26 protein-coding genes, 1 other RNA gene and 3 pseudogenes are annotated in these 25,535 nt (G+C 36.3%); 22 read left to right on the top strand and 8 right to left on the bottom strand.

What is annotated here, in order from left to right; genetic code table 11:
- Positions 1 to 600 precede the first annotated feature (600 nt).
- The 7 genes from AB3I42_RS07790 to AB3I42_RS07760 all read left to right on the top strand — a co-directional run bounded on the left by AB3I42_RS07790 (position 601) and on the right by AB3I42_RS07760 (position 7,306).
- On the top strand, positions 601 to 2,280 hold the full coding sequence (locus AB3I42_RS07790; protein WP_010720742.1) for a ribonuclease J: 1,680 nt from the start codon (positions 601 to 603) through the stop codon (positions 2,278 to 2,280).
- Between the two features lie 154 nt (positions 2,281 to 2,434).
- Complete coding sequence (locus AB3I42_RS07785) at positions 2,435 to 2,908, top strand: YbaK/EbsC family protein (RefSeq protein WP_010737189.1); 474 nt, start codon at positions 2,435 to 2,437, stop codon at positions 2,906 to 2,908.
- 153 nt (positions 2,909 to 3,061) lie between these two features.
- Positions 3,062 to 3,742: a metal-dependent hydrolase gene (locus tag AB3I42_RS07780; protein ID WP_010720740.1), complete on the top strand. Its 681-nt coding sequence runs from the start codon at positions 3,062 to 3,064 to the stop codon at positions 3,740 to 3,742.
- A gap of 9 nt (positions 3,743 to 3,751) precedes the next feature.
- On the top strand, positions 3,752 to 5,083 hold the full coding sequence (locus tag AB3I42_RS07775) for a DRTGG domain-containing protein (RefSeq protein WP_081123351.1): 1,332 nt from the start codon (positions 3,752 to 3,754) through the stop codon (positions 5,081 to 5,083).
- Between the two features lie 14 nt (positions 5,084 to 5,097).
- Complete coding sequence (locus AB3I42_RS07770) at positions 5,098 to 6,048, top strand: bifunctional oligoribonuclease/PAP phosphatase NrnA (protein WP_081123350.1); 951 nt, start codon at positions 5,098 to 5,100, stop codon at positions 6,046 to 6,048.
- A 140-nt stretch (positions 6,049 to 6,188) separates the two neighbouring features.
- Positions 6,189 to 6,521, top strand: a complete 333-nt coding sequence (locus AB3I42_RS07765; RefSeq protein ID WP_010720737.1) for a zinc ribbon domain-containing protein YjdM — start codon at positions 6,189 to 6,191, stop codon at positions 6,519 to 6,521.
- 77 nt (positions 6,522 to 6,598) lie between these two features.
- The gene (locus tag AB3I42_RS07760; protein ID WP_010720736.1) at positions 6,599 to 7,306 is read left to right on the top strand and encodes a zinc metallopeptidase; all 708 of its coding nucleotides are present in this window, start codon (positions 6,599 to 6,601) and stop codon (positions 7,304 to 7,306) included.
- Positions 7,307 to 7,507: 201 nt separating this feature from the next.
- Here AB3I42_RS07760 and AB3I42_RS07755 read toward each other — a convergent pair whose 3' ends face one another.
- From AB3I42_RS07755 to AB3I42_RS07740, 4 genes and pseudogenes are all read right to left on the bottom strand, one after another.
- Positions 7,508 to 8,071 carry a hypothetical protein gene (locus AB3I42_RS07755; RefSeq protein ID WP_306690457.1) on the bottom strand — a complete coding sequence of 188 codons (564 nt, stop codon included), beginning with the start codon at positions 8,069 to 8,071 and terminating at the stop codon, positions 7,508 to 7,510.
- On the bottom strand, positions 8,038 to 8,382 hold the full coding sequence (locus AB3I42_RS07750; protein WP_306690459.1) for a hypothetical protein: 345 nt from the start codon (positions 8,380 to 8,382) through the stop codon (positions 8,038 to 8,040). The genes AB3I42_RS07755 and AB3I42_RS07750 overlap by 34 nt, the downstream gene beginning before the upstream one ends.
- A gap of 147 nt (positions 8,383 to 8,529) precedes the next feature.
- Positions 8,530 to 8,619: pseudogene (locus AB3I42_RS07745) on the bottom strand (M protein trans-acting positive regulator); the annotation flags it as partial.
- The gene (locus tag AB3I42_RS07740) at positions 8,595 to 8,969 is read right to left on the bottom strand and encodes a hypothetical protein (RefSeq protein ID WP_258924812.1); all 375 of its coding nucleotides are present in this window, start codon (positions 8,967 to 8,969) and stop codon (positions 8,595 to 8,597) included. The pseudogene AB3I42_RS07745 and the gene AB3I42_RS07740, both read right to left, overlap by 25 nt.
- Positions 8,970 to 9,414: 445 nt before the next feature.
- Here AB3I42_RS07740 and AB3I42_RS07735 point away from each other — a divergent pair, with 445 nt between their 5' ends.
- Both AB3I42_RS07735 and AB3I42_RS07730 read left to right on the top strand, forming a co-directional pair.
- Positions 9,415 to 9,957 carry a hypothetical protein gene (locus tag AB3I42_RS07735; RefSeq protein ID WP_010720734.1) on the top strand — a complete coding sequence of 181 codons (543 nt, stop codon included), beginning with the start codon at positions 9,415 to 9,417 and terminating at the stop codon, positions 9,955 to 9,957.
- Positions 9,958 to 10,116: 159 nt separating this feature from the next.
- Complete coding sequence (locus AB3I42_RS07730; RefSeq protein ID WP_010737193.1) at positions 10,117 to 10,452, top strand: hypothetical protein; 336 nt, start codon at positions 10,117 to 10,119, stop codon at positions 10,450 to 10,452.
- 106 nt (positions 10,453 to 10,558) lie between these two features.
- Here the strand turns inward: AB3I42_RS07730 and AB3I42_RS07725 are convergent, their stop codons facing one another.
- Complete coding sequence (locus tag AB3I42_RS07725; RefSeq protein ID WP_010737194.1) at positions 10,559 to 11,419, bottom strand: helix-turn-helix domain-containing protein; 861 nt, start codon at positions 11,417 to 11,419, stop codon at positions 10,559 to 10,561.
- A gap of 108 nt (positions 11,420 to 11,527) precedes the next feature.
- On the opposite strand from AB3I42_RS07725, the gene tadA reads away from it, so the two are divergent.
- From tadA to AB3I42_RS07675, 10 genes and pseudogenes are all read left to right on the top strand, one after another.
- Positions 11,528 to 12,019 carry a tRNA adenosine(34) deaminase TadA gene (gene tadA, locus AB3I42_RS07720; RefSeq protein ID WP_181914335.1) on the top strand — a complete coding sequence of 164 codons (492 nt, stop codon included), beginning with the start codon at positions 11,528 to 11,530 and terminating at the stop codon, positions 12,017 to 12,019.
- 40 nt (positions 12,020 to 12,059) lie between these two features.
- Positions 12,060 to 12,144: signal recognition particle sRNA small type (gene ffs / locus AB3I42_RS07715), an RNA gene on the top strand.
- 431 nt (positions 12,145 to 12,575) lie between these two features.
- The gene (locus AB3I42_RS07710; protein WP_256734524.1) at positions 12,576 to 12,698 is read left to right on the top strand and encodes a hypothetical protein; all 123 of its coding nucleotides are present in this window, start codon (positions 12,576 to 12,578) and stop codon (positions 12,696 to 12,698) included.
- 444 nt (positions 12,699 to 13,142) lie between these two features.
- The gene (locus AB3I42_RS07705; protein ID WP_010737197.1) at positions 13,143 to 13,514 is read left to right on the top strand and encodes a phage holin family protein; all 372 of its coding nucleotides are present in this window, start codon (positions 13,143 to 13,145) and stop codon (positions 13,512 to 13,514) included.
- A 263-nt stretch (positions 13,515 to 13,777) separates the two neighbouring features.
- A pseudogene (locus AB3I42_RS07700) lies at positions 13,778 to 14,611 on the top strand (phage tail tip lysozyme); the annotation flags it as partial.
- 660 nt (positions 14,612 to 15,271) lie between these two features.
- Positions 15,272 to 15,739, top strand: a pseudogene (locus AB3I42_RS07695) (hypothetical protein); the annotation flags it as partial.
- A 439-nt stretch (positions 15,740 to 16,178) separates the two neighbouring features.
- Positions 16,179 to 17,564: a bifunctional UDP-sugar hydrolase/5'-nucleotidase gene (locus AB3I42_RS07690; protein WP_010737199.1), complete on the top strand. Its 1,386-nt coding sequence runs from the start codon at positions 16,179 to 16,181 to the stop codon at positions 17,562 to 17,564.
- A 36-nt stretch (positions 17,565 to 17,600) separates the two neighbouring features.
- Positions 17,601 to 18,260 carry a YutD family protein gene (locus AB3I42_RS07685; RefSeq protein ID WP_010720726.1) on the top strand — a complete coding sequence of 220 codons (660 nt, stop codon included), beginning with the start codon at positions 17,601 to 17,603 and terminating at the stop codon, positions 18,258 to 18,260.
- A 2-nt stretch (positions 18,261 to 18,262) separates the two neighbouring features.
- Positions 18,263 to 19,027: a TIGR01457 family HAD-type hydrolase gene (locus AB3I42_RS07680; RefSeq protein ID WP_010720725.1), complete on the top strand. Its 765-nt coding sequence runs from the start codon at positions 18,263 to 18,265 to the stop codon at positions 19,025 to 19,027.
- A gap of 1 nt (position 19,028) precedes the next feature.
- Positions 19,029 to 19,670, top strand: a complete 642-nt coding sequence (locus tag AB3I42_RS07675) for a TIGR01906 family membrane protein (RefSeq protein WP_010737201.1) — start codon at positions 19,029 to 19,031, stop codon at positions 19,668 to 19,670.
- 578 nt (positions 19,671 to 20,248) lie between these two features.
- On the opposite strand, the gene AB3I42_RS07670 is transcribed toward AB3I42_RS07675, so the two are convergent.
- Positions 20,249 to 20,758, bottom strand: a complete 510-nt coding sequence (locus tag AB3I42_RS07670) for a phosphatidylglycerophosphatase A (protein WP_010720723.1) — start codon at positions 20,756 to 20,758, stop codon at positions 20,249 to 20,251.
- Positions 20,759 to 20,878: 120 nt separating this feature from the next.
- The gene (locus AB3I42_RS07665) at positions 20,879 to 21,877 is read right to left on the bottom strand and encodes an NAD(P)/FAD-dependent oxidoreductase (protein WP_181914337.1); all 999 of its coding nucleotides are present in this window, start codon (positions 21,875 to 21,877) and stop codon (positions 20,879 to 20,881) included.
- Positions 21,878 to 22,204: 327 nt separating this feature from the next.
- Between AB3I42_RS07665 and AB3I42_RS07660 the strand changes: the two genes are divergently transcribed.
- The gene (locus AB3I42_RS07660; RefSeq protein ID WP_010720721.1) at positions 22,205 to 22,789 is read left to right on the top strand and encodes a peptidylprolyl isomerase; all 585 of its coding nucleotides are present in this window, start codon (positions 22,205 to 22,207) and stop codon (positions 22,787 to 22,789) included.
- A 141-nt stretch (positions 22,790 to 22,930) separates the two neighbouring features.
- Here the strand turns inward: AB3I42_RS07660 and AB3I42_RS07655 are convergent, their stop codons facing one another.
- Positions 22,931 to 24,097, bottom strand: coding sequence for a MalY/PatB family protein (locus tag AB3I42_RS07655; RefSeq protein WP_010737204.1), 1,167 nt, complete (start codon positions 24,095 to 24,097; stop codon positions 22,931 to 22,933).
- A 91-nt stretch (positions 24,098 to 24,188) separates the two neighbouring features.
- Here AB3I42_RS07655 and AB3I42_RS07650 point away from each other — a divergent pair, with 91 nt between their 5' ends.
- Both AB3I42_RS07650 and AB3I42_RS07645 read left to right on the top strand, forming a co-directional pair.
- On the top strand, positions 24,189 to 24,569 hold the full coding sequence (locus AB3I42_RS07650; RefSeq protein WP_010720719.1) for a CvfD/Ygs/GSP13 family RNA-binding post-transcriptional regulator: 381 nt from the start codon (positions 24,189 to 24,191) through the stop codon (positions 24,567 to 24,569).
- A 73-nt stretch (positions 24,570 to 24,642) separates the two neighbouring features.
- Positions 24,643 to 25,005 (top strand): hypothetical protein, encoded by a 363-nt coding sequence (locus AB3I42_RS07645; protein WP_010720718.1) that lies wholly within the window; start codon positions 24,643 to 24,645, stop codon positions 25,003 to 25,005.
- Positions 25,006 to 25,535: the final 530 nt, after the last annotated feature.

Raw genomic sequence — 25,535 nt, 5'->3', positions numbered from 1 at the left:
GATACCGATTCTACCGTCTTTTTTTAGTATGCGTTCCAGCAAATCTGTTGATGTACTCTCTCGAATTATAATAAGTATAATTATAAGTCAATGAACTTAATAGAGCTTTGAAGTGATTGGTAGTAAGAAAGCCTTTATTGAGATCGAAAATCCTACTATAGTTATTCCTAAAAATATGGTAAAATAGACGGAGTATGTTTGTAACAGAAGAACGGATAAAAGTAGACAGTTTGTTAAATTGAGACTGTTTTAATCAATGATTTGAGGCAAGATTGGTTGTGCTTTATAAAACCAGGCTTTTTTTCTTGAGAATAGCAGATGCTAGCGATTTATCTAATTTGTTGTATAATGATGGGGAGTAGTCGAATCCATTGTTTTCGACTTTTGTGTTAAAAATAATCGATTCATCGCTTTAATGAAACTTATTCAAAAATGGCAGAAGATAAACAAGAGGACTGTCAATCAGCTGCTTTTTCTTGCTAAGCAATAGAAGAAGTCAGCTAAAATTTTGTGAGTTGCTCATTGAGATGAATCATCTATTTAGTTAAAGAAGAGAATCGATGTCTTTAAACTTGGACATCATAAGAAGAGGTGAAATTTGTGAGTACCATTAAAATTATCCCTTTAGGCGGCGTACGTGAAAATGGAAAAAATATGTACATCGCTGAAGTGGGAGAAGATATTTTTGTTTTAGACTGTGGTTTAAAATATCCTGAAAACGAATTGTTAGGTATTGATGTAGTCATTCCTGACTTTACGTATCTGGAAGAAAACATTGATCGGGTAGCGGGAGTCTTTTTGACACATGGACATGCAGATGCGATCGGAGCGTTACCTTATTTACTTTCTAAGCTCTCTGTACCAGTATTTGGAACCGAGTTAACGATCGAGCTTGCTAAATTGAGTGTGGGACGAAATGATGCAGCAAAAGGTTTCAAAGATTTCCATGTAGTCGATGAACACACGGAGATTGATTTTGGCGAGACGATCGTCAGCTTTTTCCGAACCACCCACACGATTCCAGACTCAGTCGGGATTAACTTGAAAACCAAAGAGGGCAGTATCGTTTACACAGGCGATTTTAAATTCGATCAGACAGCTATTCCAATGTATCAAACTGATTATGCTCGTTTGGCAGAAATCGGTAAAGAAGGCGTATTGGCATTACTTAGTGAATCAGCGAACGCTGAAAACTCAGTTCCTGTAGCATCAGAGCTGCAGATTGCGGATGAAGTCTTCGATACGATCAAGTATTGGGAAGGTAGAATCATCGTTGCTTGTGTGGCAAGTAATCTACAGCGGGTTCAACAAGTCTTGGATGCAGCCGAAAAGGCACAAAGAAAAGTAGTATTGACAGGGCAAGATTTTGAACGGATTATTCGAACAGCAATGCGTCTGGAAAAACTACAACTTCCGAGTGAAGATTTGCTTGTGACCTTGAAGGACATGAAGAAATACAAACCAGAAGAAATCATCATTTTAGAAACTGGACGGATGGGTGAACCAATTAAGTCATTGCAAAAAATGGCCAATAAAACCCACCGTAATATCAAAATCGAAGAAGGCGACTTAGTCTATATCACAACTACTCCAAGTATTGCGATGGAAACGATGGTAGCTAAAACAGAAGATATCATTTATCGTGCAGGTGGTACGGTCAAATTGATCTCTGAAAACATGCGAGTGTCTGGACATGCGAACCCTAACGATCTTCAGTTGATGCTTAATTTGATGAGACCAACTTATTTTATTCCTGTTCAAGGTGAATATCGTGAATTAGCTGCTCATGCTGATTTAGCTCATGCCGTCGGGATCCCTTACAAAAACATTTACATCACAGGACGTGGTGATGTGTTGGAATATAAAAATAAACGGATGAGTGTCGCTGGAACGATCAGTGCTGAAAATGTGATGATCGATGGTTTAGGAATTGGTGATATTGGTAATATTGTGTTACGTGACCGTAAAATATTGTCAGAAGATGGTATTTTTGTAGCTGTAGTTACTATTAGTCGCCGTGAAAAGAAAATCGTCTCAAAACCACAAATCACATCTCGCGGTTTCGTTTATGTCAAAGCTAGTCGTGACTTGATGAAAGAAAGTGGGACGATGATCGAAGAAATCGTGGAAAAACACTTGGAAAGTAACGACTTTGAGTGGAGTAAATTAAAACAAGACATTCGAGATCAATTAGGACGCTACCTATTTGAACAAACAAAACGTCGTCCAGTGATTTTACCAGTGATCATGGAAGCAACACAACGTAGAGGCAAAAAATAATTGAAACAATAATGGTGTGGAAAAGGTCGTAATCTTTTAAAGAGGTGACTTTTCCATACCATTTTTTGTATCAGTTGAACCAAAGTTCTTGCTCGTTCTTTTTTTTCTATTTTTTTGTAAAATAAAAGAGAAGGAAATGGAAGGAAGATAGTAGATGAAAACAAAAGTAGAAGAATATTTAGAAAAAGAAAGAATTTCTTACGAAGCTCTGACATTTAATCAGACAGAATTGAATGATTTTCAAAAAATACTCAAGCAAAAACAGATTGATCAAAACAGTGTTTGTAAAACATTAGTTTTGAAAGGGGATAAAACAGGTGTAATCATTGCCGTTGTTCCATTGTCGGAACATTTAGATTACAAAAAAACCAGGAAAATTTCTGGTGATCACAAAGTCGGTTTTCCCGGAATGGATTTTGTGATGGCATCTACTGGTTATCCACATGGTGCAAATACACCGATCGGCATTTATCTTAAACACCCAGATTATCTTTTTTTAGTTGATGCGTCTTTCAAAGAAAAGCAAGTGTTGGTCATGTCAAGTGGCGAAATTGGCAGAAGCATTAAGATCGCTAGAACAGACTTCGAAAAAATAGTTCCTTTTACGTATGCAGAGTTAGTGGAGTAGCGTACTTAGAGTGGTTTGAGCTGATTTGCCACTTGGTACAAACTGTATTATCTGTTACAATGATTACGTATGTACTGTACTATTATTTAGGATTATTCTCTAAATGAAATCGGTTTATTTAATGTATGAAAGAAAGTAAAAGGAGTGAGAAAAGTGAAAATTACTTATCACGGACATTCATGTGTGTCGATCGAAATGAAAAATGGTGAACGCTTGATTATCGACCCGTTTATTACAGGCAATCCGTTAACAGATTTAACAGTGGATAAGGTAGAAGTAGACTGGGTTTTAGTTACTCATGGGCACAACGATCATGTAGGAGACATGGTGCCGATTGCTAAACAAAATGATGCAACGATTATCAGCATTGTTGAGATTACCAATTATGCGGAACAGTTAGGTGCCAAAGGACATGGGATGAATATTGGTGGAAAATATGAATTTCCATTTGGGATCGTAAAATTTGTTCCTGCTCAGCACAGCTCAAGTTATGAGGTAGCTGGCACACCGCTTTATATGGGCGAACCTAGTGGGATTGTGATCCAAGCGGAAGGAAAAACGATCTATCACGCAGGAGATACCGCTGATTTTAGTGATTTGGCTTTACTTGCCGAACAATTTACCATTGACGTTGCCTTTTTACCAATTGGTGATAATTTTACAATGGGACCAGAAGATGCAGCGAGAGCAGCAAAACGGATTGGCGCTAAGCTAGTCGTTCCTATCCATTACAATACATTTCCTGTTATCCAACAAGATCCTCAACTATTTATTGAGAAGTTGGCAGGGAACGAAGGAAAAATAATGAGCGTTTCTGAAACGCTAGAAGTGTAGGTTAAAGATATGGCGACGAAACATGACTTGATTTTAGAATATATCGAAAGCTTACCGGTTGGAAATCGTATTTCAGTCAGAAGTATAGCAAAAGAATTAAACGTAAGTGAAGGAACGGCCTATCGTGCCATCAAGGATGCTGAAAATATCGGATTAGTTTCAACGATCCAACGTGTCGGAACAATCCGGATTGAGCGGAAATTGAAAAAACATATTGAACGACTGACGTTTGGGGAAGTCGTCAGGATCATTGAAGGAGATGTATTGGGAGGTGCAACAGGATTAGACAAAGTATTGAATAAATTTGTGATCGGTGCGATGACGAAACATGCGATGGAACGCTATATCACACCAGGATCACTGATGATCGTCGGTAACCGCTCGGAAGTTCAAAAATTAGCTTTAGAAGATGGAGCCGCCGTGCTGATTACTGGTGGATTTGACACTACCCCTGAGATTGCTCGCTTAGCAGACGAATTAGCGATGCCGATTCTTCGTACGACTTATGATACCTTTACCGTAGCAACGATGATCAACCGTGCTTTGAGTGATCAATTGATTAAAAAAGACATTATGCTTGTCAGTGATATCTATATGTCAGCAGAAAAGACACACTACCTGCTACAAACAGATACGATCGCCGATTATCAAAAACTATCAGAGGAAACGCACCATTCACGATTTCCAGTAGTGAACCGTCACATGCGCTTGATGGGAATTATTACTGCTAAAGATGTACTTGGTAAAGCAGATACACAAGTAATTGAGCGGGTCATGACAAAAGACCCGATCAGTGTGAAAAAAAACATGAGTGTTGCTTCTGTCAGCCATCAAATGATCTGGGATGGTTTAGAAGTCATGCCAGTCGTTTCGGATGATTTGACACTTGAAGGGCTGATTACTCGGCAAGATGTGATGAAAGCCATGCAGTTAGTTCAGCGACAACCGCAAATTGCAGATACGATCTCTGACCAAATCTCAGGAGGAATCCAAACGATCGATCGAGACCGAGACGGGAATCTTTTGGCAAATCCAAAGTTTAAATTTATGGTTACCCCTCAAATGGTCAATGGGGTCGGTACGATTTCATTTGGTGTATTAAGTGAGATCCTTTCTGATGTTGCACAAAAAACCATGGTATTAAATCAACGCAGAAATATCATGATCGAACAGATGAGTCTCCATTATCTACGTTTAATCCAACTTGAAAGCGAATTGGATATTCGTCCAAGAGTGCTTGAAATTGGTCGGAGATCAGCCAAACTAGACATTGAAGTATATATCGAAAATACGATCGTTTCCAAGGCAATCGTTGTTTGCCAAGTAATGGAACGTTCATAGAAAGTAGGGAAATAATGACTGTCCAATCTGAAATTTTAGCAGAAATAAAAACATATGATCGAATCATCATCCATCGACATCAACGTCCTGACCCAGATGCTTTAGGTTCTCAAGTAGGTTTAGCAGAGATTTTAAGAGCAACGTTTCCTCAAAAAGAAATTTACCAAGTCGGGGAAACTGTGGAGGGCTTGCGCTTTTTAGCAGAAATGCAAATAGTTGATGATCAAGTGTATGAAGAAGCTTTGGTCATCGTCACTGATACAGCAAATGCACCTAGAATCAGTGATGATCGTTTTAAGTTAGGTGAGAAATTAATAAAAATTGATCATCATCCAAATGATGAACCGTATGGTGATCTGGTCTGGGTCGATACGAAAGCCAGCAGTTGTAGTGAGATGATTACGGAGTTTGCCCTCATGTTTCCAAATGAGTTAACGTTGAATACTAGTGCAGCGCGTTTGCTTTATGCTGGGATTGTAGGAGATACAGGACGCTTCCTATATCCAGCTACAACCGCCAGGACGTTGGAAATTGCAGCAGATTTAAGACGTTATCCTTTTGATGCCAGTGCATTGAATCGTGAAATTGAACAAATGCCGATGAAAGTTGCTAAACTTTCAGGTTATTTATACCAAAATATCCAGGTTGATGAAAATGGCGCAGGAAAAGTGATTTTATCACAAGAACTCCTTTCGCAATACGGAATTGATGATTCTGAAACAGCAGCTGTTGTTTCCTTGCCTGGTGTCATTGATGAGGTATTAGCTTGGGGAATCTTTGTGCAACAACCTGAAGGATATTACCGTGTACGGTTACGTTCGAAAGGCCCGATCATTAATGAATTAGCGAAAAAGCATCATGGTGGTGGCCACCCGCTCGCAAGTGGCGCAAGTGCGAAAGATTTAGCGGAAGTGGCAGAAATTTATGACGAAATCAAAGAGATTTGTCATGCGTATCAAAGATAGTAACTATTTTAGAAGAGAGAGTTGTTCGTTGTAAAAAGGATTTTTACTAAACTTTGTTTTAAAAATCACAAGTCTCTCTTTTCAAAAGACACGTTATCCGTTACAATAATGCTCAACGCTATTTTTAAAGGAGAAAGAAGATGACATTACCAAACTGCCCACAATGTGGCTCTGAATACACTTACGAAGATCGAGGATTATTTATTTGTCCTGAATGTGCAAATGAATGGACAAATGAAGAACAGGACCAAGTAGATGGCTTGATCGTTCTTGATGCTAATGGTAATCCTTTGGCAGAAGGCGATAGTGTGACAGTGATCAAAGATTTAAAAGTGAAAGGTGCATCTGGTGCCATCAAACAAGGAACAAAAGTGAAAAATATTCGTCTAGTGGAAGGCGACCATAACATTGATTGTAAAGTCGATGGATTTGGACCGATGAAATTAAAATCAGAATTTGTTAAAAAACTCTAATACACTCAAGGTATTTTCACCTTCTTTTTAGATCACTCATGGTAAAATAAGTTAAAATAAAAAGGAGTGGATTTATCATGTATGGATATGGCATGTATGGCTTTTTTGATCCTACATTTTTGTTAGTGATCATCGGATTAGTTATTTCCGGTATTGCCTCAGCTTATGTGAACAGTACTTTTCGTAAATATGACAAAATCAGAAGTAAGAATAACGTGACGGGTACTCAAGCAGCGCAATACATTTTACAAAGTCAACAAATTAATGATGTCGGTGTCCAACAAATTGCAGGAGATTTGACCGATAATTATAATTCAGGAAATAAAATGTTGAGCTTATCACAAGCAACGGCACAGTCTACTTCGGTAGCTGCAATTGGTGTTGCTGCCCATGAATGTGGGCATGCGGTACAAGATGCTGTTGGTTATGCGCCACTAAAGATTCGTGCCGCACTGGTTCCAGTGGCTAATTTTGGTTCGATGATTTCATTTCCATTGATTTTGATTGGTGTTTTACTGAGCTGGAATGATACATTGATCAACATCGGTATTTTTGCTTTTTCACTTGCGCTTTTGTTTCAGCTAGTTACATTACCAGTCGAATTTAATGCATCCAGACGAGCCATTCAAATTCTAAGCGAAGGTGGTCTTCTGACAGCAGAAGAAGTACCAATGGCTAGACACGTACTCTTTGCCGCAGCATTGACATACGTAGCTGCAGCACTTGCCACTTTCTTACAATTGCTTCGTTTGATCTTATTATTCGGTGGTAATCGTAGAGACTAGTACATGGGACATTATTAAGGTCCTTACTAGCAATGAAAAATCGTAAGTAATCATCGTTAAACCGCTTTGACCTGGTTCAAACGCAAAGAGTTGAATAAGATAGGGCTATCTATCAAGATAATAGTTAAGTATAGGACAACAGGTTGTCCTATACTTTTTTGGCTTGTTTCAGCTATTTTCCAGCTTAAGGAAACAAAAGGATTATTTTTGGTGGAGTCTTTGTATCAGATGGAATAAATGGAGCCAAAGTTCATCTTCACGTTCAGGGTCAAGATAAAAGATATCTGCCGTTTGTTGTTGGGTATCGAACCAATCAGTGACGATTAAATCAGCTTCTTCAGGGTTTTCGGTGATTTGTAAAAACTGATGATTAAAAATATTTTTTAATAATTTTTCGATGTGGTAGTTTCCCGAAAAGACCTTGCTTATTTGTAGATGTATCGCTAATTTTTTATTTTCTTCCGATTTTAAAAGTGTATAGATCAGGCGACTAAGATGTTCGTGCAGTAAATTTTGGCTTGGTTGAGAAGTAAACGTGTCAGCGATGATCATTTGTATTTTTTTTAATCGTTGATCCGAGGCATCGATTTTCATATTTTCAGAAGGATAATAAAGTGCATGGAAGTAATCGATTTTTTCTTGGAATAAAAAAATAAACGTCGTCAGCATCATAATCAAATAATGGTAATAATATTTCTTTTCACCAGCAGATATCGAAGGGAATGACTCAGCTATTTTTTGATCAGAAAAGAAACTTGTCGACAAAGCGAATGATTACTTTTAGAAAACTCATAGCCAAAGAGTGTTTTTTGTTGTTCGGGAATGAGGTTAGGAAAAAAATAGCAAAGTAAAAAATTAAAGTATAGTACTTCATTTTGGACAAGACTTTCAGGCAAGGATTGGGACAATTGTTTTTTCAATTCGCCGCTAAAATCTTTTGTAGAAGTTAAAATTTTCATTGTTTCATAGCTTTCTAAGAGGCTAGCATCTGGTAATTGATGATGAGCAGATCGCATTAAAAAGATTGCCACTAATAAGTAAACTTTTTCTTGTATCTTTGATGTTTTCTTGGTCATCAAAAGCTCATTGGATAAATGAGTATGCTTTACTTGGGAAAGTTTCATATTTGTCAAAGGCCAATCAATCCCCTGAAAAGCATCAGAAAAAAAGAAATACATATAAATTCTAATCGATAATTCATCGCCTTTCAAAATGTAACAATTTTGGCGAGAGATGATTTGCAGATGGAACTTTTTAAGTGATTTGTTTAATTGATTAGTTAGTTTTTCTAAATAAGAAGGAGATATGTACAACTTTTCCAGTAATATTTTTTTTGAAACACGGCTGTGTGGCGAATCAAAAAGTAACAATAAAAATTAAAACGATTTGATTCGCGTAGGAAAAACAATTTTATATAATGAAAGATCGCCATTTTTTCATCTTTATGTTGTGAATCTAATTTCAATTCGCCTTTGGCAGTTGAGTAAATGAATCTAGGGATACTTAGTTGTTGAAAAATAGTCCCGTTTAATTTGCGGATGATTTCTTTGATCGTTCTCTTAGGGATTGATAGAACCTGAGATAATTCACGTAAGGAACATTTATTGGTTTGAACAATGGTATAGAATACTAACAATTCTTTCTTTTTTGCGTCCGTTAACATAAGTTGCTCCTTTTCCTTTTATTTTTTGTCCATGGGAGGACATAAACTGTGAGTGGAAAGAGTTTTTAATGTATGTTATTCTCACATAGTAGTAGTTGTTGTATGTACATGTTGTTATTTAAATGGTATATAACAATCGTTTATTCTATTGTTGTTTTTTTCGCTCATTTTGTCAAGTTATAACAGATTAAATAATCAATTTATATAACAAAAACATTGTTATTTAGCTGATTTTGTTATGTTGGGTTTTGAGTACTGAAGAAAGTTATTAATAAAATGAGCTTCTTGTTGAAATTGTACCTAAATATATTTTTTTGATGTTATGTTGTTATTTTTAATGGGGGATTAGTACTGTTCTCTAAATAATAATGCCTTTAATTTAGAGGTGACTAAAAATAATGTCTTTTTAAAAAAAAATGATCAAAAGTGAGAAAGGAAGAATTGTATGAGTAGAGTAACAAATTTTAGCAAAGAGTATTTACTCTTTAAAAGTATGGTATATGCTGAAGAAAATGGCTTATCAAAGATAACAGCTAGGAGTTTAGCTTCTTTTTGTGGCTGTTCCACTTATCCGATTTATGCCCACTTTAAATCAATACGTATATTAAAAGAAAAAATACTTGAAGAAATAACGATCTGTTTTGATCGCTATTTATCAGAATATGTCATTGATGATTTCTTCAGTATCGTCCATCTACTAAAAGAGTTCTTTTCAATCCATGAAAGCATTCGTGGAGTAGTGATTAAGTCTGAGTTAGATATGGCTTCCTTATTTAAACGTGCGTTTTCAGAATATGTCAAAGAACATACTGGGATCAAAGAGCCTTACTTATTAGAATTACTTTGGCTCAATGCATTAGGCAGTTTGAACTCAGATCGATCTTCTCATGAATTTTTTGAAACAATGACATTGATTTGGAATAAATTGGCTGAGTTGGAAGAGAACTTGCCTGAAGTATTAACAAATATTGAATATTCCCCTAAGTAAATGGATGAAACGATGCTGAAGCGTCCTTTCATATAGATGATCAGAAAAATTGGTGGTAGCGTTTTATCTTTCGGCGATTTTGAAAGTGAAAAAGGGTAAATAGTTCGTTTATCTTTTTATCTATGCTATGATTAATATAGATAAAAGGAGCTGATAATGATGAAAACATCAACAAAAGTAACAATTGGATTAGGTGTCGCAGCAGCAGCAAGCGTAGCGACAGCAGTAGTTGTTTCGGGAAAAGTCATTGAAAAAATCCATCATTTGACGAACCGGGCAAAAGTAAAAAAGTTCGTTAATGAGACATTTGATGGAAACGAAAAACTACTAGATATCGTTGAACATTTATCGGATAGTGATTTAGATTCTTTGATGGGAATCCTGGCGAAGATCAAGTCAGGCAAAAAGAAAATTTCTGTCTACGGAGATTCTCTAAAAGGATCAACGGAAGATGTGAAAGACCGTTTACTCCATTACGTTGATAAAATCATGTGATGCAACAAAAAAAGTAAAGTTAAAAGTACAAAAAGAGCGAAAGTATTAGAAAATGGGACAAACATTATTGGTTTGTCTCATGAACGAATACTTTCGCTTTTTGTGTTCAATGTGTTTGTTCTTGCAGTAAGAGCAAATGACAAAACAGTAAATCATTTGCTTCTTTTAAGTTGAACCCAGTTTGTTCTTGGAATTTTTCGATTTTGTATTTCAATGTATTTCGATGAAGAAAGAGTGATTTAGCTGTCGAACTAATATTACCTAAATTTTTCCATAACACTGAAATGATCTCTTCCATTTCTGTCCGTTTGACCATCTCCTGATAACTTGCAATTAACTGATTGTTGTTCATTGTTCCTTTTGTATAATGATGTAAAGCCACCTCCGATAATGAGATTGCGCCACCATGTAAAGCAAAGTGCTTTTTTTCTTCAAAAAATATTTTCCGCTCTTCAAAAAACAGTTCTGAAAAATTGGGAGAAGGCAAATGAAATGAGCCAATAAATACTTGGGTAGTAATTTCAAAGTCTGCATCTAATGAAAGAAAAATACCTCTTAGCTCAGAAATTTCTAGATAACTAGGATATTTTTTTTCAATCAGTACAGCATCGGTTTCTGTATAAAAGAAAAAATCTTCTAAGTGGAAAAACATTTCACCGATTGTTTCTTGCCATTGGCGCTTAAGAAATTCTCCTCTTGGATCAATGTGAAATTGAATCATGCGAAAGCTTTCTTCTGCTACTAGCGGTTTATTTTCAAATAGATAATGATACCACGGATGATTATCTTCGACAGTAGCTACAGGGAATAACGCTTTCAAAATATTTGTTTCTTGTGTCGAAATCGTCGATTGATCGATCCATAAAAAATAATCATCAATTGCTAAAGAGAGAATTCCTTTATCGGAAGCAGGAGAATTTTTTTTCTGTGCATTAGGATAAAGTGTTATCAGTTTTGTCAAGTCCATCAAAGTCACCTCAAGTTTTATTTTACCATAAGACAAAAAGCTAGTTACAACCTTTTTGTCTTATGCTAAAGTTAAGCAAGAAAATGAAAAGTAGGGGATCGATTGGAAATGAAGGAAATCGATAATGAAAAACATGAAAAATGGATGCGGTTAGCCATTGAAGAAGCTCAGAAAGCCCAACAATTAGCGGAAGTACCAATTGGAGCGATTGTTGTTTTAAATGATGAAATCATTGGAAGAGGCTACAATTTAAGAGAAACCACGAAAGATGCAACCACGCATGCGGAAATGATTGCGATCCGTGAAGCTTGTCAAAATGTTGGAAGTTGGCGTTTAGAAGAAGCCCAATTATATGTGACACTCGAGCCTTGTCCTATGTGTAGCGGTGCGATGATTTTATCTCGAGTCAAAGAAGTATACTTCGGTGCGTATGATCCAAAGGGCGGAACAGCGGGAACATTAATGAACTTGTTGACAGATGAACGCTTTAACCACCAAGCCCATGTAGTAGGAGGCGTTTTGGAAACGGAATGTGGCCAACTTTTAACGGATTTTTTTAGAGAGTTGCGCTTAAGAAAAAAGAAATTAAAAAAAGGCTAGCCAAATAAAAAAAAATCAGGTATACTATTATTTGCCGAAAGGCTAGGACAATGGCGGGCTTGTGAAGCGTGTCAGATCTGGAAGGAAGCAGCACTAAGCAGGATCCGCCATGTGTCTGATTAAAACGAATCTTAAAAGCGTGATAGGTAGTACTTTACTACTTGTTACGTTTTTTTTGTATAATGAACCAGTGTCTCTTTAGTTTTTTAGGTACTTTATTTGTATTTTATAGAGAAGTAAATAGATAGAGTATAATTGTTATTGGTAAAAAGACAGCATTCCATACCAATGACCTAAAAATAAATAATCGAAAGAGGTACATATTGATGGGAACGGAACACAAGCAAATGATATAAACGACGGTATACAGATGGCTAGTGACTATCTTGGGCTACAATTGTCTTATTATATTGAGGAAGAAAATAAATTGCCGTCTAGCTCAAGTATAAATAATATTAATGTAGAAAACTCTTTTCCTTTTGAGTAGACAAATACACACAATAAAGAGTATTTATTTGTCACGCTTGTTTCAGTTAATATAAAAGAGTATCTGGACATGGAAAAGAGAGAACGTAAAAATGTGTCTATTCCTAAATGGGCAGATAAATTAGGCAAAGAATTGAAGATCAATTTTTCTGAAACATTGACACATGCGATTTTAAGAAAGCAGAAGAAGTAAAAAATAATTAAAATAAATGACAAGAAAAAAGCCTAGAATAAAATTTAACTTTAAGCTGAAATATGGATTTTACAAATATTCACAACGAATATTTTGTGAAATTCTTTTTTTGAATATGCAGAGAACTTGATAAAATGACAGCTCTAAATTTAATAGTGAACGAATAAGTTGACTTAAGAACAGTGAAAAGTTGAAAGAATCATTTGAGTGATTTTGCTCAAATGATTCTTTTTTTTGTCACAAATTTTATTATTTTCCAACATATCTAAATGGAAACAAAAATCTTTAGCAAAGTAGTGAAAGGAAGGTCTGACAATGTAAAAAGAAGAATAGTGTATCAAACAAATGATGAAAGCTAAAAGCAAGGGACTCAAAACTGCAAACTAATGTCTGTTATTGAGGGCATTTCTTTCGCAGTCATTACGTTTAAAAGGAGGTGTTAGTATGACGGCATTAACGAAAGTCTTTGCTAATGATCAAGCATTAATTCACAGTTTTTTTCTAGTGGTTCTATTAGATCTCATAACAGGTTGGCTTAAAGCAAAAGTCAATCATGTTTGGTATTCAACGCTAAGTTGGCGAGGACTTTGGAAAAAACTCAGTCATTTTGTGTTATTGATCCTGACGGGAGTCGTTGATTTTGTGTTGATCCAAAACGGCGTTCATTTTGAATTTACGTTAGTAAAGGTTTTTACGACTTGCCTGATTTTCACTGAGATTGGGAGCATTTTGACCAATATTGCTGAGTCAGAAGTAACGACTTATTTTGAGGGGATTTTAAAATCAATTCAAGACAAAATGAAACCAAAACAATAACGAAACAGAGAACGATTAGGAAGGATCAAAGTGAATTTACTGAGATACTACGTGATAATGACTTTTTTATTTACTAACAAAGCAACCTAGGCACAGCTTTTTAGAAAAAAGTGAAAGATTTTATTTTTTCTGTCACAAATCACTAAAATAGCTCACATATCTATGTGATTCGAATCAAATGATCAAAATAATTTTTTAGGAGGATGAAAGATAACAGTAAGTAATAAGCTGTGTACATTTAAAGGCGCAACTAATATGAAAAAATGATTGAAAGTAAGGAGCGAACAATTATTATGGGACAATTTGAAACAGCAAAAACAATTTGGGATTACTTGGTCAGTCAAGGTTGGTCAAAAACCGCAGTTGCTGGATTATTAGGGAACATGCAATCAGAAAGTGGCATTATTGCCGACCGATGGGAGAGCGACATTGTCGGAAATATGTCTGGTGGATACGGACTAGTGCAATGGACACCAGCATCTAAATATATCAATTGGGCAAATGCGAATGGATTAAATTACAAAGACGTCATTTCTCAATGCAAACGTATTGAGTGGGAGGTAGCAAACAATCAACAATTTTATAATATATCTATGACGTTTCAACAATTTAAGACAAGTAACAAATCTCCAGAAGAACTGGCGAATATTTTCATTCAATATTATGAAAGACCGGTAAATGCAAACCAACCAGCAAGAGCGCAACAAGCTAGATACTGGTACCAACAATTAAACCGAACAAAAGTCGTGGATTGGTTCAATAAACATCGTGGACAGATAACCTATTCCATGACTGGCTCAAGAAACGGTACAGATGGAACGGCAGATTGTTCTGGAAGTATTACTCAAGCAGTCAAAGACAGCTCTGGAATTCCTTATAGCTATTTATATAATACGGTTACCCTTGGTGGTTATCTCCAGAGATGTGGTTATGTATTAGTTTTAGTCGGAAATTCAAACGCTTCCAATCTTTCTCAGCTGAAAGATGAGGATATTGTTTTACTTTCTGGTGGGTCCTCGATGGCTGATTCAGGTGGTGCGATTGGACATACAGGTGTGATTACTGGTGGTGGTAAAAACATCACTTCAACCTGTTACTATACGCAAGGAGAAAAAAATACTGCGATTCAAGAATTACGTTTTGATAAAAATTATATCGTTGCAAATGGGTTTCATTATTATGAAGTTTGGCGTTTTTCTGGCGGTTTTAATCAATCAAGTTCAACAGGAATGACTAATGACCCAACGCCACCTTCATTTTCGACAAATGTTCATTATAGTTTACGAGTGTTGGGGGGAGCTTGGTTAGGAGAAATCACTAACTTTAACAATTCAGATTCTAATGGTTTTTCAGGATTACCGAATCATCAACACGATATGCTATATATCAAGGTTGATAAAGGAACATTACGTTATCGAGTACACACGATGACAAGCGGTTGGTTAGATTGGGTTAGTAAAGGTGATCCAAATGACATGGTCAATGGATGTGCAGGGAATCCTGGAGAAGCGATTGATGGTGTACAAATTTATTACACAACACCTGCTGGAGAAACTTATTCACAAGCATATTACCGTTCACAAACGACCGCTCGTGCTGACTGGTTACAAACTTGTTGCGATGATGGAACATCGATCGTCGGTTATGATGGTTGGGCGGGGATGTTTGGCGAACCGTTAGACCGTCTGCAAATCGGGATTGCGAAATCCAATCCTTTATTTACTTATTCACCAGGGGTAAATAATGGGGGAAGTTTTTCTACCAATGTTCACTATGGGTTACGTGTGTTGGGCGGAAGTTGGTTAGGAGAAATTACCAATTTCAATGATGTCGATTCCAACGGTTTTTCAGGATTGCCAAATAATCAACATGACATGCTTTATATCAAAGTAGATGCGGGAACGATTCGTTATCGAGTCCATACGGTAAAAAGTGGTTGGTTAGATTGGGTCAGCAAAGGTGATCCAAATGATATGGTCAATGGATGTGCAGGAAATCCTGGTGAAGCCATCGATGGTGTGCAACTTTACTATACAACACCTACAGGTAAGACATTATCGCAAGCCTACTACCGTTCACAAACGACCGCCCGAGCTGGTTGGCTAGGAGTATGTTGTGATGATGGCACCTCTATTGCTGGCTACGATGGCTGGGCAGGGATGTTTGGCGAACCATTGGATCGTCTACAAATCGGGATAGCTGCATCTAATCAATTTTTTGATTAAAAAAACTTTAATTAGTTGTCTGAAAAGAGAAAAATGAGAAACTGATTACTACTTGATTATTACTGAAGAAGTAGTGATAGAAGAGTTAGTTTTAAGAAATAAGCCGAAGAATTCCGACATTCGTCCTGCGTATATTGGAAATTCTACGGCTTATTTCTGTCGATTTGATTGAAAGTTAGCTGACGAATGAATGGGCAATGCCAATAGAATTATGTCTATTAATCATGTTTTGCTGTAACGTATTTTTTCATCACTTTTCTACCCTAAATCGCTAGCTAGGGATAGACTGATTATTAGCTTGATCCGATATTATCCACAAGGCTAACGTTTAGAATGGGGTCTATTCACAGCGGAGGAATTTGATTTTCTTTAAAATCTTTCAAAGTGAACAAAGAAAAAGCCTATGGTATGATAAAGAAAAGTGAGGCGAAAGAATAAGATGGAAAAAATAGTTCTATTACATACGAATGATTTACACTCGCATCTAGAAAACTGGCCTAAAATCAGAAGGTTTATTGAGCAAAAAAAGCGTGAAAACGAAAAAAAAGAAAATACCACGACCATCACTGTTGATTTAGGTGACTTTGTTGATCGCTGGCACCCGCTATCAGAAGCAACCGATGGACAAGCAAATGTTGAACTAATGAATAACGTAGGTTATGATGCTGTGACGATAGGTAATAATGAAGGCGTGGGAAATGCCAAGGATCAATTGAATCATCTTTATGATCAGGCAAACTTTGATATTTTATTGGATAATTTGTTTGATAAACATCTGTTGCAACCGCCGAAATGGGCAAAAAAGTACAAGATCATTGAAACTCCTCAACAGACTAAAATCGGCTTACTGGCTTTGACGGCTCCTTTTCCCTTAACTTATAGTCCAAATGGTTGGGATATCAGAAACCCTTATGATATTTTGCCTGAATTAGTGGAAGAACTAAGACCAAAAGTAGACATCTTGGTATTGATGAGCCATCTAGGTATCCAAGACGATCGTCAAATTGCCCAAGAACTTCCATCAATCGATGTAATCTTAGGATCACATACGCATCATTTGCTGATTGATGGTCAAATCGTTAATGGTGTTCAGCTTGCAGCAGCGGGAAAATATGGACAATACGTTGGAGAGGTTCATCTCACCGTTGATGAGCATAAAAACATCATCCAAAAATCAGCTCGGGCTATCCCAACAGAAACGATGATGACGTTTATTGAAGATGAGCAGGAAAGCCAAGATTATTTAACTAAAGGGCACGAACTATTAGCGGCAAAAAAAGTAGCCAAGTTACCTTATGATTTATCAGTAGATATTTTTGCGGAACATTCTTTTATCTATGAGGCGTTAGAAGCAGTCAAGTATCGTGGGCAAACACAAGGCGCAATGCTAAATAGTGGGTTGTTTTTAACTGGATTACCAGCAGGGCTGATCAATCAGGATCAACTGCATACGGCATTGCCTCATCCAATGCATTTACTGAATGTCACACTTAAAGGAAGTGATTTGATTCGATTGGTATTAGAAATCGAAAAAAATCGTGCCTTTTTACGCAATTACCCAATCAGAGGTATGGGATTTCGGGGAAAAATTTTTGGACAAGTGGTTTATAGTGGGATCTCTTATGATGCAGTGAATCATCAAGTTCACTGGCTGAATCAGCCGATAGATAACGAGCGTCGATATACATTTACAACAGTGGATCATTTTATGTTTGTACCTTTCTTTCCAACGATTGAGATTGCTGGTGAAAATGAATTTTTATTTCCGGAATTTATTCGTAGCGTAGTAGGGGAATACTTAAATGCTCACTATCCAATAAAATAAAAACAAGGTATAATAGGAATGATAGGTGGTGAAAGCATGTCGGCAAAACAAAAAGAGCAACACGCCGTTGAAGCTAAAACAAAAGAAAAACAGACAGCGAAAAATGTCGAGGACCATACGGTGACAGAAGAAATCACCGCCGTGTTAGAAGAAATTATCGAAGAACCCAAACCGGAGAAAGTAAAGGGAGAAATCATTACTTTCATCGATGAGAAGAATTTTTTGATTGGCGAACAGCACTATCGCCTAGTAAAGGATCATCGAGAGGGGTTCAATCCAGAAAAACTTGGCGAAAGATATAGTGAAGTCTTGTCGCGTTATGACTATATCGTTGGTGATTGGGGCTATGAACAACTAAGATTAAAAGGATTTTTCCGTGTAGATAACAGACGTGCTCATCCCGACCAACGAATTGATGCTTTGGAAGATTATTTGTATGAGTATTGTAATTTTGGTTGCGCTTATTTTGTGATTGAACAAATCGGAGGTAAGAAGGAAAAAAATACTCCTCGCCGAAGAAAAAAGAAAAATCAAAACCAACATCGTGCGTACATTGATGAGAAAAAAGGACCCGTTTCTTCAAATCACAAAAAACCGGTCATCAAAAAAAGAAAAACAGAACAAAAAAAGACTGAAAAAACATCAACTAAACCAAAAGCCAACACTAATTTTACGATAAGACAAAGGGAAGAGTAAAGATGGATTATAAAGGATATTTGATTGATTTAGATGGAACGATTTATCGGGGGACTGAACCTATACCTGCTGGGAAACGTTTTGTGGAGGCTCTTCAGGCAAAAAAACAGCCTTTTCTGTTTGTTACGAATAACACCACAAAAAGTCCACAAGCAGTAGCAAATCGCTTGGCAGATGAATTTGATATACACGTTAGCCCTGAAACTGTTTATACAGCTTCTTTAGCAACGATCGATTTTATGCACGCTGCCGGGAAAGGAAACACGTTTTATGCCATAGGTGAAGCTGGTTTGATCGATTTGATTTTAGAAGCAGGATTTGTCTGGGACGAAGAAAATCCCGATTATGTAGTAGTCGGTCTAGATAATTATCTGACGTATGAAAAAGTAGTCAAAGCGACTCTTGCAATCCAAAAAGGGGCAACATTTATTGGAACAAATCCAGATAAAAATATTCCAACTGAGCGTGGGTTGCTGCCGGGTGCAGGATCGGTAATTTCGTTTGTGGAGACAGCTACGCAGACGCCACCGATTTATATTGGCAAACCAGAAGCGATCATTATGGATAAGGCGGTAGAAAAATTAGGTTTAACGAAAGCAGATGTCATCATGGTTGGAGACAACTATGAAACAGACATCCAAGCAGGGATTCGAAATGGGATTGATACGTTGTTGGTGCTCTCAGGATTTACGAAAGCTGAGGATGTACCTTTATTACCGGTACCTGCTACACACGTTCTCCGTTCGTTAGATGAGTGGAGTTTCTAGAATGAGAAAAACAAAATGGGTGTGGGGAGAATATGCTGGTTTGGTTTGTCTATTCTTCATGCTGATCAGTCTGGCGATCGCGATAACAATCAATTTTCGCTTTCTCTATGAACTAGACATCAAATATCTGAACATATTGGATCATACTACGCTTGATCAAGAAACTTTATTGAAAAATTTTGATCAATTAATGGCTTATTTAAATAATCCTTTTCAGAAGGAATTAAGTCTGCAAAATTTTCCTATTTCTACAAGTGGGGCACATCATTTTTATGAAGTCAAAAAACTTTTTTTACTTAACTATTTTGTGCTGCTGCTGACGTTGATACCTAGTATCTACTATCTTTTTTATCTGAAACGTCATAAGCGTTTTTGGCGTTTAGTTCAACCGTTTAAGATTGGAATGCTCGTACCGATTGTTTTTGGCTTTTTTATGTTGGTAGGATTTGATCGCTTTTTTATCTTGTTCCATGAAACATTTTTTAACAACGACGATTGGTTGTTTGATCCGACAACCGATCCAATCATTAACGTCTTACCAGAACAATTTTTTATGCATAGTTTTATTTTATTTTTTATTTTAATTGAACTCTTTTTTGCTTTTTTTGTGATCATTGGAAAAAGAGAGCTAAAAAGAAGTTAAAATCAAACATAGAATAGAACAAATCATAATGCCTATTTTGTTTCAACAGAATAAAAAAAGCCCGAGACAAGGAGATTGTCTCGGGTTTTTGCTTTAAACGGTGTTCAAAGAGCTGTCCTTCGGTATTAAGTCAAAAAATCTCAAAACATGAAAAGCTGTTTCGAGATTTTCGTCCTTAATACTCAGGACAAAACGCTCTTTTCACAACCTCTTTCTCTAAACGGTGTTCAAACATCAGCTCCTTGAAATAAGCCTGAATTTTTCAAAATATGAGAAGCTATTTTAAAAAATTCTTTCTTATTGTCATCGGAGCTATACGATGTTTTCACAACCTCTGATTCACGGTGTTCAAAGAGCTGTCCTTCGGTATTAAGTCAAAAAATCTCAAAACATGAAAAGCTGTTTCGAGATTTTCATCCTTAATACTCAGGACAAAACGCTCTTTTCACAACCTCTTTCTCTAAACGGTGTTCAAACATCGGCTCCTTGAAATAAGCCTGAATTTTTCAAAATATGAGAAGCTATTTTAAAAAATCCTCTCTTATTCGCTCGGAGCTGATCGCTTCTTTCACAACCTCTTATTGAGTCAAACGACTGCGTTTTTCTGGCTCTTGGTGAGCAAGACGACTGGCAGCAGAGGCAGCGATTGCACCCACGATGTCATCCAAGAAAGTATGCACATTTTTTCCGTCATGGCTATTTAATTTTTGTAAAATACCAGGCTTTACTTTATCGATATAGCCATAATTAGTGAAACCGATTGTCCCATAGACATTTACAATTGATAAGGCTAGTATTTCATCGATCCCATACAGTCCTTCATCATCTTCAATGATATGTTGGAGCGGTGACATCAACTTATTTTCTTCTGCTAAAATATCTAATTGAACCCCAGTTATGATCGCGTTATGGACTTCACGTTTGGTTAAGACAGCGTGAACACTTTGGATACAATCTGCTAAAGTAAGATCAGTAATGTAATCTTTTTGTAAAAACATCACTAGCTCAGCAATGTCTTCAAGGGTTACTCCACGCTCATTGAGCAATTCACGTGCTTTTTCTTCTAGCGTTTCAGTTTTGATAACCATTTTCTTCCTCCTTTTGCTTCTGTGAATCAACTATATTGTTAGCCTACCAAATAAAAAAGCAAGAAACAAATGTTGTCTCCTCTGCTTTGGACAAAATGGTCAAAAATCACACAAGCTATCCTATTTCGGAGGAACTTTTTTATCATATAAACTGGTACTATGTCCAGGTTGTGTGCGTTCTTTAGGGTTAATAAAGTGTAACGCATTATTGACAGCTGTAGGTGCTTCGCCAAATCCAGTAGCGATCAATTTTACTTTTCCTTTGTAAGAACAGATATCGCCAGCAGCATAAACGCCTGGTATCGAGGTTGACATATCTGAGTTTACTGAAATTGCATTTCTGGTACTTTCAAGTCCCCATGTTGAAAGATGTTCTAGATTTGAGGTGAACCCATAATTAACAATCAATGAATCAATCAGTAACTCAATTGTTTCCTCGCTTTTTACCCGTTTTAAGCGAACAGCAGTCAATTCCCCATTTTTTCCAGATAATTCATCAATGAGATAGGGAGTTAAAAGATTGACTGATGAAGCTTTCAATAAGTTTACACTATGCTCATGAGCTCTAAATTCTGGCCGGCGATGGATAAGATAAACTTCACTCGCAATCGGTTCTAGCATCAATGCCCAATCAATTGCTGAATCACCACCACCTGCAATTGCTACTTTTTTACCAGCATATTTCATTAAATCGTTCACAAAATAATCGAGACCGTGATGCTCATAAGTTGTTGCTTCTGGTACATTTAATTTTCTAGGTTGAAAAGAACCGCTTCCTAAAGTCAAAATGACTGCTTTTGAATACTGGATTCCTTTAGTAGTTGTGATTTCAATTATTTCATCTTCTTTAGTAATAGAAAGAACTTCCTCATTCAAATGAAAAGAGTGATTGAATGTGGTTAACTGTTTTTCCAGATTTGCTACTAAGTCACTGGCTTTCACGGCGGGATAGCCGGGAATATCATAAATATATTTTTCTGGGTAAAGCGTTGCTAATTGCCCACCTAGTTGAGGTAAACTGTCAATGATCTTAGTTTTTGCTTGACGCATACCTGCGTAAAACGCTGCAAACATCCCTACTGGTCCTGCACCGATAATTGTAATATCATAGATTTCCATAGAAAACTTCCTCCTCATACCCACACTATAGCAGAATTTAATTGAGAATACTTCTCAAACAAATGATTTATTTCTAATTCTTAAGGAGATTGGGGCAGAAGCGAAAACGATCTCTCGTGAAATCTACTGGTTCACATATTTAAAAATACTCGTGGATTATTTTTTAAGTCAGAGAAACGCAGAAAAGTATCTATCATTTGATAAAAAGTATATAATCATTTTTACATAAGGATGAGTCTTTTTGTTTTCTTAAGTTTCATGTAACAGCGAATAGAGAGAATATGTTATTATTACCAATGAAGGAATAATTTTTAGGAGGAAAAAGATATGGTATTCCCACAATTAAGCTTAGAAAATGAAAAAGGACCAAAGGCAGTAATAAAAACAAACCGTGGTGATATTACGGTCCAATTATTCCCAGAATTAGCGCCTAAAACAGTTAAAAATTTTATTGAACTTGCTAAAAAAGGATATTACGACGGAGTAATTTTCCACCGTGTCATCCCTGATTTTATGATTCAAGGTGGCGATCCAACTGGTACAGGTATGGGTGGCGAAAGTATCTATGGTGAAAGTTTTGAAGATGAATTTAGTCGTGAGTTGTTCAACTTACGTGGGGCGTTATCGATGGCTAACTCTGGACCAAATACAAACGGTAGCCAGTTCTTTATCGTGAATAATGAAAATGTACCAGCGAATATGCTAGATCAATTAGAAGGTGCAGGCTTCCCGGCTGAAATCATCGAAGCATACAAAGGTGGTGGGACACCTTGGCTAGATTTCCGTCATACTGTATTTGGTCATGTGATTGATGGCATGACTACCGTAGACGAAATTGCTAACGTACAACGTGGTCCACAAGATCGTCCAGTACATGATGTAGTGATCGAGAAAGTTGAAGTATCAGAATAATCACTCGCAATAGTAAGACATTTTAATTATTAACTAATCACAAAATAAACCAACTGGTTTCAATCATTGACCCAGTTGGTTTATTTTATTTCTAATTAGAATAGAACCTCGTTTAAAAGTCGTCAAAAATGCTTTTGTTTTTTATGTGAAGGCTTTTTTTATCCGCATCAATCCATCTAGTAGTGTTTCTTCCGGACAAGCTAAATTCAATCGCATATGAGCATGACCGGCAGGACCAAATGAGATGCCAGGATTTAAAACAACTTTTCCTTTGGTAATCAATGTTTGTTCTAGCAACTCGTCATTCGCTTCATAAGCAGAAAAATCTAACCACATCAAATACGTTCCTTCAATCGTCATCACACCTAGTTGAGGTAAATGTTTTTCAAAAAAAGAAGTGGCAGTGGCCGCGTTTTTTTCTATATAAGGAAGCAGTTGACTAAGCCATTCTCTACCCGTTTCGTAAGCAGCTTGTGTACCGATTAGACCAAAAGTATTTATATCTTGTTGCTGATTCATTAGTAACCGCTGTTCAAATTGTTCTTTTAATTTAGGATTTTTTATAAACACCATTGAGTTTTTAATCGCTGCTAAATTAAAGGTCTTGGTTGCCGAAGTAAACGTGATTAAAGACTGACTTAGTGTTTCATCAATCGTTAACATCGAGTTAAAATGGTTCGTTGAAAAAACTAAGTCTTGATGAATTTCATCACTAAAAAGCAGCACTTTGTGTTTCAAACATAGTTCGCTTAGTTGTGATAATTCTTCTTTAGTCCAAACACGCCCCCCTGGATTGTGGGGATTACAAAGGATTACCACTTTTACTTGTTGTTCAACGATCTTTTTTTCCATATCTTGAAAGTCCATCATGAATTTATTGTTTTGTTCAATTAATTGACTCCGTATAAGCTGACGGTGATTACTCTCGACGATTGCAGAAAAAGGTGGGTAAACGGGGTCATGGATCAGCACACTGTCACCTGGTTCAGTAAAAGTTTGAATTGCAACAGCTAAACTAGATAAAACACCGCTAGTAAAGACAATGTGTTCTTTTGTTAAAGATACCTGATGCTGTTGTTTTTCCCAATTGATGACTGCGTGATATAATTTTTCTGAAACGGTAGAGTAACCAAAAAGACCTTGAGAAACATAATTTTCAAAAGCTTTTTTTACTCCAACAGGTGATAAAAAATCCATGTCTGCAACCCATAAAGGCAATAAGTCGTCTCTTTGATAGGTTTCTTTAATTGAATCCCATTTTACGCTATCGGTATGTCTTCTTGAAACTTTCTTGTCAAATTCACTCATCTAAAGGACCCCTTTTTCTATTGAGTATTTTCAAAACTTCTTTTTTTAAATCATTTACAGTATAATGATAAATGCAAAGAGAGGGAAGTACATGACATATAAAATTGGACAAATAATTAAAGGAAAAATAACTGGAATACAGCCTTATGGTGCATTTGTGTCTTTAGACGAGGAAACACAAGGCTTGATTCACGTATCAGAAGTACAATCAGGTTACACGAAAAGTATTCACACATTGTTAAAAGTTGGTCAACCAGTAACTGTTCAAATCATTGATATTGATGAATATTCAAAAAAAATTAGTTTGTCGTTACGTACGTTGGAGAAGAAGAGCCCTGTTATTCCTTATCGAAGGAAAAGATACTTTACGAATAAAAATAAAAAGATCGGGTTTGCCACGATTGCGGAACAACTACCAAAATGGGTGGACGAAGCACTAGAAGAACTAGAACAGAAAGAAAATAAGAAATAAAAAGTGTATTTTTTCTGAAAATGTGCTAGAATTTTTATGTAAACCACAGAACAAGTTGATCGAGGTGGAAATTTTGGCAAGCAAAAAAGTAGCTGGTACAATCATGTTGCATTTGGAGGATGGATCAAAAAAATTTTTAGTCCATTCAATTGATGACAAGCTGGAGTTTGCATTAGCAGAGCTTTCAGAAGAAAAGACGGGGTTAGCAAACATACTTAGCTTTTTAAAAGAAATCGTTCATATTGATGTTAGCAAAATTAATTTGATGGAGTTGACCAATACACATATTAATCACGAAAATGTTCCATTGTTTGTTTTTGAAACTGAGCAAAAAAGTCAAAGTGAAGACTTAGGTAAAGGCTATCTTTGGGAAGACCCAGATCAAATGCGCTCTGTCCTTGGCACTTACGAAGTGGAAGGAGTTCCTTTCTTTTAATGTAGAATTAGACACCAAAAGAAACTTGAAAAAAATTCAAGTTTCTTTTTTTATGGTAACCGGTCCTCTTTAAAGGATGAAACGTTCAGTTTATCATGGATTATATTCGATAATGCAAACTTTTTTATGCTTCTTTTGAAGTAAAAGCGAATGATGATCTTTTGCTTGAATATTCTTTTGAAAAATTAAGTGAAAATGTTTGTTGACGTACCTTGGTTTACGTGATAAATTTATTAACGTTGATTTAAGAAACAGCGTAATGAAACTTTCTAAAAAAATAGCAGAAAAGTTCTTGACGTTTCTAAAAACACATGATAAGATAACTAAGTCGTTAAAAAACGACAGCTTACGAAGCTTGATTCTATCGAAAAAAAACTTCAAAAAAGTTGTTGACAAATAACAAACGACGAGTTATGATAAATGGGTTGCTGGAACACTTCTGAAAAACGAAGTCGAAAAAAACTTTTAAAAAGAGTTGACAAACAAACGTCGCTCTGATATGATATGAAAGTTGCTACGGCAATCTCAAC

Origin of the sequence: Enterococcus sp. C53, assembly GCF_040887425.1 — a bacterium.
In the GTDB taxonomy this organism is placed as follows: Bacteria; Bacillota; Bacilli; order Lactobacillales; family Enterococcaceae; genus Enterococcus_B; species Enterococcus_B hirae.
This window is presented reverse-complemented; position numbering and strand designations above follow the sequence as displayed.

Bases quoted from the DNA above. Each gene is read 5' to 3' on its own strand.
- AB3I42_RS07650 (WP_010720719.1), top strand. From the start codon at position 24,189: ATGACATATAAAATTGGACAAATAATTAAAGGAAAAATAACTGGAATA.
- AB3I42_RS07725 (WP_010737194.1), bottom strand. From the start codon at position 11,419: ATGGACTTGACAAAACTGATAACACTTTATCCTAATGCACAGAAAAAA.
- AB3I42_RS07655 (WP_010737204.1), bottom strand. From the start codon at position 24,097: ATGAGTGAATTTGACAAGAAAGTTTCAAGAAGACATACCGATAGCGTA.
- AB3I42_RS07710 (WP_256734524.1), top strand. From the start codon at position 12,576: ATGGAAAAGAGAGAACGTAAAAATGTGTCTATTCCTAAATGGGCAGAT.
- AB3I42_RS07675 (WP_010737201.1), top strand. From the start codon at position 19,029: ATGAGAAAAACAAAATGGGTGTGGGGAGAATATGCTGGTTTGGTTTGT.
- AB3I42_RS07690 (WP_010737199.1), top strand. From the start codon at position 16,179: ATGGAAAAAATAGTTCTATTACATACGAATGATTTACACTCGCATCTA.
- AB3I42_RS07775 (WP_081123351.1), top strand. From the start codon at position 3,752: ATGGCGACGAAACATGACTTGATTTTAGAATATATCGAAAGCTTACCG.
- AB3I42_RS07730 (WP_010737193.1), top strand. From the start codon at position 10,117: ATGAAAACATCAACAAAAGTAACAATTGGATTAGGTGTCGCAGCAGCA.
- AB3I42_RS07785 (WP_010737189.1), top strand. From the start codon at position 2,435: ATGAAAACAAAAGTAGAAGAATATTTAGAAAAAGAAAGAATTTCTTAC.
- AB3I42_RS07760 (WP_010720736.1), top strand. From the start codon at position 6,599: ATGTATGGATATGGCATGTATGGCTTTTTTGATCCTACATTTTTGTTA.
- AB3I42_RS07735 (WP_010720734.1), top strand. From the start codon at position 9,415: ATGAGTAGAGTAACAAATTTTAGCAAAGAGTATTTACTCTTTAAAAGT.
- AB3I42_RS07685 (WP_010720726.1), top strand. From the start codon at position 17,601: ATGTCGGCAAAACAAAAAGAGCAACACGCCGTTGAAGCTAAAACAAAA.
- AB3I42_RS07705 (WP_010737197.1), top strand. From the start codon at position 13,143: ATGACGGCATTAACGAAAGTCTTTGCTAATGATCAAGCATTAATTCAC.
- tadA (WP_181914335.1), top strand. From the start codon at position 11,528: ATGAAGGAAATCGATAATGAAAAACATGAAAAATGGATGCGGTTAGCC.
- AB3I42_RS07670 (WP_010720723.1), bottom strand. From the start codon at position 20,758: ATGGTTATCAAAACTGAAACGCTAGAAGAAAAAGCACGTGAATTGCTC.
- AB3I42_RS07680 (WP_010720725.1), top strand. From the start codon at position 18,263: ATGGATTATAAAGGATATTTGATTGATTTAGATGGAACGATTTATCGG.
- AB3I42_RS07770 (WP_081123350.1), top strand. From the start codon at position 5,098: ATGACTGTCCAATCTGAAATTTTAGCAGAAATAAAAACATATGATCGA.
- AB3I42_RS07750 (WP_306690459.1), bottom strand. From the start codon at position 8,382: ATGACCAAGAAAACATCAAAGATACAAGAAAAAGTTTACTTATTAGTG.
- AB3I42_RS07665 (WP_181914337.1), bottom strand. From the start codon at position 21,877: ATGGAAATCTATGATATTACAATTATCGGTGCAGGACCAGTAGGGATG.
- AB3I42_RS07765 (WP_010720737.1), top strand. From the start codon at position 6,189: ATGACATTACCAAACTGCCCACAATGTGGCTCTGAATACACTTACGAA.
- AB3I42_RS07660 (WP_010720721.1), top strand. From the start codon at position 22,205: ATGGTATTCCCACAATTAAGCTTAGAAAATGAAAAAGGACCAAAGGCA.
- AB3I42_RS07740 (WP_258924812.1), bottom strand. From the start codon at position 8,969: ATGTTAACGGACGCAAAAAAGAAAGAATTGTTAGTATTCTATACCATT.